The sequence below is a fragment of the Chryseobacterium sp. R2ACT005 genome, assembly GCF_049949215.1.
Classification (GTDB): domain Bacteria; phylum Bacteroidota; class Bacteroidia; order Flavobacteriales; family Weeksellaceae; genus Chryseobacterium.
In genome coordinates this window covers 5011847-5024583 of sequence record NZ_CP188192.1, presented here as the reverse complement: position 1 = coordinate 5024583, position 12737 = coordinate 5011847, and the positions used below count along the sequence as shown (strand labels likewise).

Here is a 12737-nt window from a genome sequence, read left to right as displayed (position 1 = left end):
TTATTTTCATACCAAAAATTCCTGCTAATAAATTCAATAGGAGCGGACTTTAGTCCGCTTTTAAAATTATAAAATACATCTGGCTTTAGCCAAAACTTACAATTTTCTTACTTTAATCTATCCAGAAGATTTGTTCTATAGCTTTCCCCGATAGGAATTTCAAACTCAGGAAGAACAACTTTTTTTGCCCCAATACTTTTGATTTTATCCAAATTGACAATGAAAGATTTATGAATCCGCACAAATTTTTCAGAAAGCTGACTTTCCATTGATTTAAGAGTATCCAGAACAATAAACTCATCATTTTCTGTCCGGATATTGACGTAGTCCTTGATACTTTCTACGTACAAAATCTCATGAAAGCCGATACGATGCCTTTGTCCGGAGGATTTCACAAAGAAATGGGTGCTTTCTTCCTGTGGAAAAGAAAACCGCTCCTGAGCTTTTAATACACTCTTTTGAAACCTTTCAAAGGAGATAGGCTTCAGAAGATAATCCACAACGTTATGTTCATATCCTTCCAACGCATATTCCGAATACGCTGTAGTCAGAATATACTTTTGACCAGGTCCAACAATCTTCATAAAATTGATTCCCGTAAGCTCCGGCATCTGAATATCCAGAAAGATGAGATCCGAATCGTTTTTCTGCAGATATTCTAAAGCCAGAATCGGATTCTCTGTAGAAAAAACCAGTTCAAGAAAAGGAATTTTCTCTACATAATGCTCCAGCAGAGAGATTGCCAGCGGCTCATCATCAACGATAATACATTTTATCTTATTCATGCCGTAAATCAATTTTTAAATCTACAATAAATTCCGTTTCTGAATTTTTGATCTCAAGCTGATGTTTAGGATAAAGGATTTCCAGTCTTTTTTTCACATTCTGAATACCTATTCCAGACACGGTATCTTTCATTTTCTGTGTTTTAAAATTTAAAAGATAAAAATGCAGAATCTTATCATGATCAGAGATTTTCATTTCAAAACCTTTATCACGAAAATCACCATGTTTGAAAGCATTCTCTACAAAAGGAACCAACAGCATCGGTGAAATTTTAAGTTGTGGATGCTGAATATCTTTTTCTATATTCAACAGTTCAGGATTTCTGATTCTAAGCTTTTCCAATGCAATTAAACTGTCAATATATCCAATTTCCTTATCCAGAGAAATCGAGTCTTTTTCTAGATCTTTTGTACTGTATCTCAACAATTGGCCAAGTTCTTCAATGGCAGGAAGTGCTTTATCTGATTTTTGATATACGAGAGAATAGATATTATTCAATGAATTAAAAATAAAATGAGGATTGATCTGGGTTTTCAACGCCTGAAGTTCTGCCTGTTTTTTTTCAATCAAAAGCTGCTTTTTGTCACTTTCGGCAACACCATATTTCTCTAGGATCCACAGGATTCCTGCAATGAAAACAGTCAATGATGCATTGTAGATATTATCCGTCAAATAATATAAAAGTCCGGTATCTTTATTATAATTTCTGAATCCAAGGGTAATAGGAAGCAGCACTTCTTCTATTCCATACCGAATTACACCAAAGCTTAAAATAGAGATCAAAAAAACTAAAACGGCAGAATAAAGTTTCTCCAGATTTAATACTTTCGGAATAATAACCAGATACAAAAGATAAAAAGTAGAGATTTCTGTAATAAAATAAGTAAAGTTCAGCACATACGATTCAAATCCTCTCCGCTCAGGAAAAAAGAAATAGGGTGTAATGTTGTTTCCTATAAAATTGAAACTCCAATAAAAAATCTGAAGCCAGATAATTTGCTTTTTATTCATATTCAAATATAAATCTATACTCCCGCAATTCATCAACCCTTTTCGATAAAAACCTGTTTTTTTCCGACGAAACTATTTTGACATGTATAATCTCAGGCTTCATCTAAATGCTATTTCCAATGGAAGGCTCTTCCTATACTTTTGTTCGAGAAATTCAACATAAACATCATTTAATCTGTCATTACTAACCTATGAAAAAGCACCTTTTATTTATAACCGCCCTTGCTTGTTCTTTTACAACAGCACAAACAAAAGACACTGCTAACGTCAATAAAATTGAGGCAGTAACGATGAATGGCAAAAAAATTCTGGTAGAGCGTAAAGTGGACCGCCTGGTTTATAATGTTCAGAATTCTATGCTTTCACAGGGAAGTTCGGGAACCGAGGTCTTAGCCGGCACTCCTTTATTACAGGTGGATGAAAATAAAGGTCTTCTTTCTATTACCGGAAAAAACGGAGTTTCTGTGATGGTGAATGACAGGATGCTGAATCTTTCCGGATCTGAACTGATTAATTATCTGAGAAATCTTCGCTCTGAAAATATATTGAAAATAGAAGTGATCACCACTCCACCCGCCAAATATGAAGCACAGGGAAATAGCGGAATCATTAATATTGTCCTTAAAAAGAATCAGAATCTTGGATGGAACGGTTATCTGACGACCAGTTATACTCAAAAAACATATGCCGGCTTCAGCAGTGTGGCAGGAGTGAATTATCAGAATGAAAAAATAAAAGCCTCCGTAAAAGTAATGGGCTATGACGGAGATAAAAGATCAGTAGAAAAATATAATATTATTGGCCAAAGTTCTTCTGTCAGCAAGGATGACAGAAGGGATATGAATGACGGGCTCGGTCTGAATGCCAATTTTGATTATTCACTTTCTAAAAATTCCAATATCGGATTGGTATACGATATTACAAAGGGGCATACGAATATGGATATCACTTCAACACAAAGTTACTTTACAGATGGTACGCCTACTTTACAAACAGAGACGGATTCAAAGCATCGTTCTCCTTTTACAACCCAAATGCTTAATCTGTATTTTGACCAGAAATTTGGAGAGCATAAGCTAAGTTTCGGAGCCAATTATTATGGAAATTTACCTGATACGGAAGTTAATTTTACAACAAGAAATGTCACCAGCAACGCAACACAGGTCGTGAGAAATCTTTCTTCGGTAGATTATAAGATCTATTCCGGACAGGCTGACTTAACTTTAAATTTCAAAAAAATTCAGTTAGAAACCGGTACGAAATACAGCCAGTTTTCCAATAATTCGGATATTGGATATTTTAATTTCATCAATGGAAATTATATCACAGATCCTGCGAAGAGCAATCTTTTTGATTATAACGAAAAGAATTATGCAGCTTATATCAGTGCCAGTAAAGATTTTGGTGAAAAATGGTCTGTAAAGGCAGGACTCCGTTATGAATATTCACAAACCAGCGGTTTCTCCCTTACTACACAGTCAAAATCTGAGAATAATTACGGAAAGTTTTTCCCGACAGCTTATTTATCTTATAAAGCCAATGAAAATAATCAGTTCAGCATTAATTATTCCCGAAGAATCAACCGTCCTTATTTCCGGGCTTTAGATCCGTTCCGATGGTATTCCAATCCTAATACATATTATGCCGGAAATCCAAGTCTGCAGCCCTCTTTTAATCATAATATTGAGTTCAATTATATTTTTAAAAGTAAATTTTCTGCGAATCTTTACTACCAGAGAACTACGAATAATTTTGACCAGATTTCATTCCTGAACGGCATTGACCTTACCAGTACCTATGAAAATTATTATAATCAGAACGTATACGGGATCAATTTCAATTACACAGATACGTTTTTCAAAATCTGGGAAAGTAATATCTCAACTTCATTCAGTTATAATGAGACCCAGATTACAAGATTCAATCTGGTTCCTAAAAACGGACAGTCATTTTATTATTCCCTCAACAATACTTTTCAGCTGAATAAGGCGAAAACATTCATGCTGTTTGTCAACTACTGGCAGAATCTGCCTTCACGTGACGGATATATTGCAGCAAAAAACAGAGCAAGCATTGATGCAGGAGTAAAGATGAGTTTTGCGGAAAAGGCTCTTCAGGTCAACCTTTCGGTGAGTGATATTTTCAGGCAGTCTGGTTTTAAGGCAGATATGTATTTCACAGATAATACACAGTCATTCAACAACTATTGGGATGCCAGAAGACTGGCACTCAGCATCACTTACAATTTTGGAAATCAGAAAGTAAAATCTAATAAAAGAGTGGTGGATTTTGAAGAGAAAAACCGTGCTCAATAATTTAATAACAAAAAAAAATAAACCTATGAAAACCTTCATTTATATTCTTCTACTATGCATTCCCACATTCTTTTTTGCTCAAAAGAAGCCTTTGGGCTATTTCAAAAATCCAAAAACCAAAGTCCTTGTTGTAGGGTCTTTCCACTTTGACTATCCTAATCTTGATGCTCATACAACCAATAAGGGAGATCAGATAGATGTTCTTTCACCTAAAACGGCAAAGGAAGTTACTGAACTTGTAGAATATATCAAGAAATTTAAACCTACTAAGATTGCTATTGAAGCCTGGCCAAACTGGAATGCAAACCAAAAACTGAAGGAGTATGGTGAGGGAAAACACAGAGAAGAAAGGGACGAACGCTATCAGCTTGCTATGCGAATCGCCAATGAACTCAAAATCAAAGAACTGTTCAGTATAGATGCAGAATCTATCTGGAATGATCTCCAGACAAAATTTGGGAAAACAGATTCTACATTTTTTAATAACCTCTGCAAAGATTATGATTTTAAAAGTGATGATGCAATTTCCCAACAGTTTATCAGCTTCTTCAAGAGTTCTGAACCTAAGAATTTCAAATCGCTTTTAGACACATTTACCTACATGAATTCAAAAGAAAGTCATCAATACGGATATGGTGCTTATTTAAGCGGAGATTTTAAGCTAAGAGAACACGATGGTGCTGATATGCTTGCCTCGTATTGGTACAGCAGGAATCTGAGAATGTTCCGCAATATTCAAAAAATTCCTCATAATAGCGAAGACCGAATTCTTGTGATAGCCGGAAATGGCCATGCAGCAGTACTAAGACAGCTTTTCTCTTCTTCCGCCGAATATGATTTTATTGAATTTTCTTCACTGAAATAAATAAAATTAGAATAATCACCCTAATAGATAATTCATTCTTTATGGTGTAATAGAATATAAAAAAACAGAGAAGATATCTCTGTTTTTTTATTAAATTTTCTAAGCTTTATTTATTAGAATCTGAATTCAATTCTTGCAAATAAGAACCTTCCACCAATACCATACTGAGAAACCTGTCTTGAATATACAAACTGGTTATCAGCTGTTAATGAATTTATATTCGGGCTTTTAGAAGGCAGTATATTCAATATATTATTGCTCCCGATAGTTGCTGAAATATTTTTATTAAAATCATATCCTACAGATAAATCAGTTATCAAACGATTATTAAGTACGAAGTGCTCTGTACTTCCTGTTACTCCGTCAAAATTAGCATCTAAAACATCGGCATCCGTCACTTTACCGAAGAAAGAATTACGCAGCAGGAAAGTAAATCCGGAAACTCTTAACGTATTGGATAAGGTAGCTTTTACACGTGGTACAGCTTCTTCAAAATATACTCTGTTCGGTTCTGAGAAATAATTATCAATCTGGCTTACTAATTTAGGTGACGCATGGATATCTCCGATTCTTTTGGTCTGATTAAGATTAAGGCCGAAGTTATTCTCCAAAGAAATCCCTGATGAGATTTTTGAATTCTGAGAAATGGTAATATCCAGCCCTTTCGTCTGAGAGTCCACCGCATTGGCAAAAAAATTGGCAGCACTTGCCCTTGCAAGATCAAAAGCGTCCTGAAGAACTGCCTGATCCGAACCTGGGGTAAAATTACCATTAGGGCGGAAGAAAAGATCTGTCAATACTACTCTGTCCTTAATCTTTATTAAATAAGCATCTGCTGTGAAAGTCAGGCTTAATGACGGAATCTTCCATGTAATTCCTGTGCTGTAGGATTGTGAGGTTTCCTGTTTCAATTTTGGAATACCCAATGCCTGTGCTGCTTCAGAATTGTTTCTGAAAGTACCTACCTGTGTAGTTTTTCCCTGTTGAATCAGTGTAGAAGTAGAACTATAATAGATTTGTGCTAAAGATGGTGCTCTAAACCCCGTAGAAACAGCACCTCTCCAGTTTAGATTGGGAGCCAGCTTTACATTGGTTGCCAGCTTATAATTGAATGTAGATCCGAAGTCTGAATAATTCTCATATCGTAAAGCTCCTTCCAGCAGCCATCCGTCAGTAACCTCCAGCTCTGCATCTGCATAAGCCGCAATACTGTTTCTGTTTCCGGAGACTGCATTTTCCGGACTAAACCCTGGGAAAACCTGAGCTCCGGCCGGTCTTGTATTTCCGAAGAAATCGGTTGCTTTTTCATTTTCAGGGGTTTTAGCGGTTACCACACGTCCATAAATATCATAAGAAGCATAAGAATTTTCTTTTCCAACATTTACTTTATAGTTTTCGTGTCTGTATTCACCTCCAAATGCAATGTTCAATCCTTTCAGGACATCATATTTTTTGGAAAAGTCAAGATTGACGGTATTTTGTGAAAACTCAGAGCCTCCGGCATCAAAAGTTCTTGGAGAACTGTCTGTAAGTGATGCATTAAAGGTATTTACCACCCCAAAACTGAAGACGTTTTTCCCGAATGTATTACTGAAGTCCACATTCCAGCCATTCCATTTCCCTTTGACTCCTGCAGCGAGAGAATAATCATTTACGGTTGCTTCAATCTGAGGAAGATATCCGTTGGGAGTCACTGCATTGATGTTTCTTTCAGTATTAGGAAGTCTGTAAAATCCTCCGGCATTTCCAAGGCGGTAGCTGTAACCTCCAAATGAGTAAACCTTCCATTCCTCATTAACAGGAATCTCAGAATTAAAGAAGAGCTGTCCGGATTGCAGCTTAGACTGTCCTGCTCTCAGACTGAAATCTTTTCTCTCTAATCCTCTGTAATTAAGTTCCTGGGAGGTAAAATCTTTACCTAATAATTTTTGAAGGTCCGAAATACTATTTGCTCCCGAAATCTGAGACTGAAAATCCGGTGCAAAATATCCAACCTTACCTGCATATTGTTTAATTGTATTGATAATCTGCTGAGTATTGGAAGTATTGGTAATATTTTTATACAACCCATCAATATTCACTCCATCCTGTAATGCTCTATAGTTAATGGCATTATAGGCATTGAAGATATCTCCTTCTCTTACTCCGGCTCTGGAATAAGGGTCTCGGTATTGGGCAGAACCTGTAACGTTAAAAAATCCGGTCTGTCCAATTTTAGCTCCATAATTAAGGTCTACAGAAATGGTCTGTCCATCCACTCCTCCGGAGAAATTATTGGCAACAGGTGAAGCATATCCACCTAAAAACACCTGTCCGGAAAGCCCTAATCTTTTTTTCAATCCAAGGTTAACGACTCCAGCAATGGCATCAGAACCATATTGGGCAGAAGCTCCATCTCTTAAAACCTCAATTTTTTCTAAAGCAAAAGCTGGAATAGCATTAAGATCGGTTCCCACAGATCCTCTTCCCGGTGTGAGGGTAACATTAATCAATGAAGACTGGTATCTTCTTTTTCCATTGAGTAAAACTAAAACCTGATCCGGACCTAAACCTCTTAAAAGAGCAGGATCTACAAAGTCAGTTCCATCGTTAACCGTGTGAGAAGTGGATGAAAATGAGGGTACAATATAATTTAAGGCCTGGCTGATACTATTAGTCGGGCTCTGTTTTAAAATTTTTGATATATTAATGATGTCTACCGGAACAGGTGTATCTGTCAATGATCTTCCGGAACCTCTTGATCCAAGGATGACTACATCTTCTATTTTCTTAGATTGTAACGTGTCCGTCTGTGCGTAATAAAATGTAGAAATAAGCGCAATAGAAGGAACAAATATTTTTTTCCTGAAATTATGCATGTTGTTTGTTGTTTACTTTTTGTTGTTAAAAATTGTTTTTTGAGCAATACAAATCCCGTATCCCTAAATTTTAAGGTTACATAAATGTTCGAAATGTTTGTATTATTTTTTAGAAATAGAAAAGGCTAGAAGCAACAACACATGCGCATATAGAAATGGCATGAAAACATATGGGAATAATGAAGATTCACTTCATGATCCGAAGAATAAAAGATAACTGATGTAAGGAGATTTCCCTTGTCTTTAAACATTTGAATTTAACTTTAAAACAAAAATTCAAGATGGGGATAATGATAGAATGATAAACATTTTTTCCGGAAGATCCGGCTTATCGATTGCAGCACCTTGCTTGTTTTTGCAGGTTGCTATCCCATCTAGAGATTCTTGATAATTACCCGGCAAAGATATAATTATTTCATAAATAAAAAAATATTTAACCTAAAATTTCGATTTTCAACATTTTAGCGTAACAAATTATCTTTTTCAGCGTCTAACCGGATATCAGTAAAAACATTATGAAAAAAACGATTTTCGCGTTATCCTTATTAAGCTCTGTTTTTGTCTTTTCACAGGAAAAAAACAATAAACCTCAGGAAAAGCAGATTGAAGGTGTAGTCATCACCAAAACTAAAAAAGCAGTTGAACAAAAGGCAGACCGTACTATTTTTGACTTTTCCGAGCAACCTCAGCTGAACAACGGAAACGTATTAGAAGGAATAAAAAAGCTTCCTGGACTGGTATCTACCGACATCGCAGGAATGATGTACCAGGGAAAAATGCTGGAAGTATATCTTAACGGAAGACCTCTGAACATCACATCCAATGAATTGAACTCCTTTCTTGAAGGAATGCCTGCCAATTCTGTAGAAAGAATTGAGGTAATCACTCAACCCGGCGCTGAATTTCCGGCTACATCCGGAGGTGCAATCATGAATATCATCACGAACAAAAATGCCAATAAATATTTAACTGCTACTTATTCCGGGAATTATTCTTTTACGAATTATGATCAATACAGAAGCAGAACGACCAACTCCGTTAATTTAAATGCCAGAAATAAATATTTCGGATGGCAGCTGAATGTTGGTCAAAACTACCGTGAAAGTATGCTGAACGGCCAACAGGATGAGCTTTTAACAAGTCATACCGACAGATACGGACGAGGGTATTTTGCAAAATCAGGATTGACTTTTGATTTAGGACAGGACAGATTATTATTAAACTACGATATTTACCACAATAATAATGACAATTATACTTTAAGTAACGGTCATGGAGATTTACCTTTTCAGAACAATCCAAAGGATTTAAGAGAAGCTTTTTATACATCTTCTGATGTGGCCCATACCAATAGCTTGAGACAGGAAGCTGTTGTAACGTATCAGAAACGTTTTGCTGACAAATCTCAAAAACTGGACTTTCAGTTCGGCTACACAAGATCAGACAGTAAATTCTCTCAGGACAATTATTTTCAGGATGGTATATTTGCTGCAGCTCCCAATCCACCAATTAACAGTGCAATGAGTGGCTTAAAAGATATTCTGAACAATGAATCTGTAATGAATATTGCCAACTTTAAAGTAGATTATGCCCAGCCTATCAAGCTTCTTGATGGTGGAAAGGTAAGCTTTGGAGGATTGTATGAAAAACAGGATTATGATACGGAAAGTTTTGGCTTGACGAATCTTGAATATCAAAGACAAACTGCTTCTACCTATTTGGAGTTTCAGGCTAAACTGAAAAAGTTTGACTTCACATTGGGTTCCCGTGCGGAAAACTATGACATTTCGGGGGTAACAAGATATTTCGATAAAGATGCAAAACTGGTGGAAGCGAATTTGATTCCTTTCAATAAATTTAAGTTTTTCCCGAACGCGAGTGTACAGTATAACATGATGAATCAGGTTTATATTGCTGCGAATTACAACAGAAAAATCAGCTTACCAAGTATTTCTGCCCTGAACCCGAATAACGTAACGTTCTCCGGACCAAGTACGGAAGTTAATGGTAACCCGAATCTACAACCTACTATTTTTGATAATTATGAATTGAAAATTTCGGCTTTTGATTATGCATTTATCGGGTATAGCGTAAGTTCAGCAAACAATCAGGTGGCACAGATCATCCGAAAAGACGGAAGAAAACTCTACAACGAGCAGGTGAATATTTCGAATATGAAAATTCATAACTTCAACGTGGGATTACCGGTTCCTTTTATGATTTTCAGCAAGCCTTTGAGCGAAATCATGAAGTTTGATTTTAATCCTGATAAAATTAACTTCATGTACTTATATGCTGGTTACCAGAAACATGAAATCGACAATCTGAATAATAAAGGATTCTGGATTTTCAATATTATGACTCAGATTCTTCTGCCTAAAGACATCAAAATGACAGCCAATTACAGCTATCTGACTCCAAAGGCAGGATATTTCTATTTCACGGCAGAGAAACCATTCAACAACTCTCTTGATATTACGCTGACGAAGAAGTTTATGAACAACCGTCTGACGCTTTCTGTTTTTGCGAATGATATTTTCAACGGGCAGATGATGCAGGTACGTTCTAATCCACCATCAGGAACTCCGGTAATGATCAGCAGCAAGTATGACACAAGGAATTTCGGATTTTCCATTAACTATAAAATTCCGACAAGAAATAAACTGGCGAAAGAGGATCCAAATATCCTGAACCAGACTAAAAAAGAAGATAACGGCGGCGTAATGCAGCAGGCACAATAATTTTTTGAGATAAAACAAAAGAGGCGGCACCTAAGGTGACCGCCTCTTTTTTGTATGGAATATAGGTTTTGGCTAAAGCCTATGGATGATATTCTAAAAAGTAAAACGGGCTAAAGCCCGTTCCTATTGATATTAAAATGGTGTTATTTGTGAAAACATTAGTGATATTAGTGTTTATATTTAGATCAAAAATCTATCGTCTGAAATCTCCAGCTCAATGTGTCTACCAATGTCAACTGATCGACACTTACCGGAAGATCAGTGATGATTTTTAAGGTCTGAAGAGCCATCATACTTCCTATTATTCCGGGAAGAGCTCCCAATACACCAAGACTGTCACAATCCGGCATATCTTCATCAGAAGGAGGTTCCGGAAATAGATCTCTCAGATTTTTACTTCCATTATGATTGAACACGGCAACCTGTCCTGAGAATCCCAGAATACTTCCGTAAACCAACGTTTTTTTCAATTTTATACAGGTATCATTCACCAGATATCTTGTGGAAAAATTGTCTGACCCGTCTACAATTACATCGTACTGAGAAAGGATGTCTTCAGCGTTATTTTTATTTATTTTTTCTTCAATTCCTGTAAATGTAACCTGATGATTAAGCTTTTCTACAAATGTTTCAGCACTCTTCACTTTGGATAACCCTACGCTGTTTTCAGTATGAATGATCTGTCTGTTCAGATTATGAATTTCAACCTCATCAAAATCTGCAACACCTAAAGTTCCCACTCCTGCAGCAGCCAGATATTGAATAATGGGACTTCCCAAACCTCCTGCTCCTATGACAAGGACTTTTGAAGCCATGAGTTTCTTTTGTCCTTCCAGTCCTATCTCTTCTATAAATATCTGCCGGCTGTACCGTGAAAAATGATCTTCTTTTTTCATACTTTATGATAATTGAACCATTAAGATTCTTTAAGTTTTTAAGGAAAATTAAGCTGAGCTTTGCTTTAAGAAGATATGGCCTTAAAATCTTCGATTTTTCTTAATTTAGTTTCAGCTCTTCAAAGTTCTTAATGGTTTAAAAGTTTAAAATCCACTATAAACGGAATCCCAGTCTTTCATCACAGGATCGTAGCCCGCTTTTTTAATCATGGTTCTGATCTCATCCATGCTTCGTTCGTCACTGGTTTCAAACTGCTCCAGAGATTCTTTATCGACAGCATACCCTCCGGGATTGGTTTTTGAGCCTGCACTCATGGCTGTAGCTCCAAGAGATACAATATTATTTCTAAAGACCTCATTTTCTCTGGTGGAAATGGAAATTTCAAGGTCTTCATTCCAGATTCTGTAGGCACAAATGAGCTGAAGAAGATCTTTGTCTTCCATAATAAAATTAGGTTCAATAATTCCTTCTGCCGGTCTGAGTCTTGGGAATGAAACCGAAAACTTACTTTTCCAATATTGTTTCTGAAGATAATCGATATGTAATGCGTTGAAAAAACTATCAACTCTCCAATCTTCAAGTCCAAGGAGAACTCCTAGCCCAATTTTATGAATTCCCGCCCGTCCTATTCTGTCCGGAGTTTCCAGACGGAAATGGAAATTTGATTTTTTACCTTTCGGATGATATTCTCTGTAAACATCCTGATGATAGGTTTCCTGATATACCAATACGGAATGTACTCCTTCTTCATGAAGCAGTTTATATTCTTCTTCCATTAAAGGTTGAACTTCAATGGAAATATTGGAAAAATGAGGTTTTAACTTTCGGACAGCATTCTGAAAGTAGGGAACTCCCACTATTTTATTGGCTTCACCGCTTACCAGCAGTACATGATTCACACCCATTGATTTCAGAACTGATGCTTCAATCATCAGTTCTGTATCGGAAAGAGTTTTTCTTTTCAGATTATTATCAAGACTGAATCCACAATAGGTACAGATATTCTGACATTCATTACTGAGATAGAGCGGAGCATACAACTGAATGGTTTTTCCGAATCGTTTTTGGGTAAGTGCCTGTGTCATTCCTGCCATCAGTTCCAATTCCTGAGAAGCCGCTGGTGACAGAAGATTCAGGAAATCATCAAGGGTTTTATTCTTTTTCTGAAGACTGGATCTTACATCAGACAGGTTTACTTTTTCAAGCTTACTCCTTACCTCCTCCCATTGATAGCGTTCAAAAATATCTTTAAAGCTTTTCATAA

8 protein-coding genes and 1 riboswitch are annotated in these 12737 nt (G+C 36.4%); of the genes, 3 read left to right on the top strand and 5 right to left on the bottom strand.

Annotation, left to right across the window (positions count from 1 at the left end):
• Positions 1-107: 107 nt before the first annotated feature.
• Positions 108-785 carry a LytR/AlgR family response regulator transcription factor gene (locus ACPF63_RS23065; RefSeq protein ID WP_426481456.1) on the bottom strand — a complete coding sequence of 226 codons (678 nt, stop codon included), beginning with the start codon at positions 783-785 and terminating at the stop codon, positions 108-110.
• A complete protein-coding gene (locus tag ACPF63_RS23060; protein ID WP_426481455.1) occupies positions 778-1797 on the bottom strand; it encodes a sensor histidine kinase in 1020 nt (339 codons plus the stop codon). Before ACPF63_RS23060 ends, ACPF63_RS23065 begins: the two co-directional genes overlap by 8 nt.
• Before the next feature lie 191 nt (positions 1798-1988).
• On the opposite strand from ACPF63_RS23060, the gene ACPF63_RS23055 reads away from it, so the two are divergent.
• Both ACPF63_RS23055 and ACPF63_RS23050 read left to right on the top strand, forming a co-directional pair.
• On the top strand, positions 1989-4112 hold the full coding sequence (locus ACPF63_RS23055) for a TonB-dependent receptor domain-containing protein (RefSeq protein ID WP_426481454.1): 2124 nt from the start codon (positions 1989-1991) through the stop codon (positions 4110-4112).
• A 25-nt stretch (positions 4113-4137) separates the two neighbouring features.
• The gene (locus ACPF63_RS23050; protein WP_426481453.1) at positions 4138-4977 is read left to right on the top strand and encodes a DUF5694 domain-containing protein; all 840 of its coding nucleotides are present in this window, start codon (positions 4138-4140) and stop codon (positions 4975-4977) included.
• 113 nt (positions 4978-5090) lie between these two features.
• Here the strand turns inward: ACPF63_RS23050 and ACPF63_RS23045 are convergent, their stop codons facing one another.
• On the bottom strand, positions 5091-7835 hold the full coding sequence (locus ACPF63_RS23045) for a TonB-dependent receptor plug domain-containing protein (protein ID WP_426481452.1): 2745 nt from the start codon (positions 7833-7835) through the stop codon (positions 5091-5093).
• Positions 7836-8133: 298 nt separating this feature from the next.
• Positions 8134-8231: riboswitch (SAM-I-IV-variant riboswitch) on the bottom strand.
• Between the two features lie 119 nt (positions 8232-8350).
• Between ACPF63_RS23045 and ACPF63_RS23040 the strand changes: the two genes are divergently transcribed.
• Entirely contained in the window at positions 8351-10576 is a 2226-nt protein-coding gene (locus ACPF63_RS23040; protein WP_426481451.1) for an outer membrane beta-barrel protein, read from the top strand.
• 185 nt (positions 10577-10761) lie between these two features.
• On the opposite strand, the gene ACPF63_RS23035 is transcribed toward ACPF63_RS23040, so the two are convergent.
• The gene (locus ACPF63_RS23035; protein WP_426481450.1) at positions 10762-11472 is read right to left on the bottom strand and encodes a HesA/MoeB/ThiF family protein; all 711 of its coding nucleotides are present in this window, start codon (positions 11470-11472) and stop codon (positions 10762-10764) included.
• Positions 11473-11616: 144 nt separating this feature from the next.
• Complete coding sequence (thiH, locus tag ACPF63_RS23030) at positions 11617-12735, bottom strand: 2-iminoacetate synthase ThiH (protein ID WP_426481449.1); 1119 nt, start codon at positions 12733-12735, stop codon at positions 11617-11619.
• Between the last annotated feature and the right edge of the window lie 2 nt (positions 12736-12737).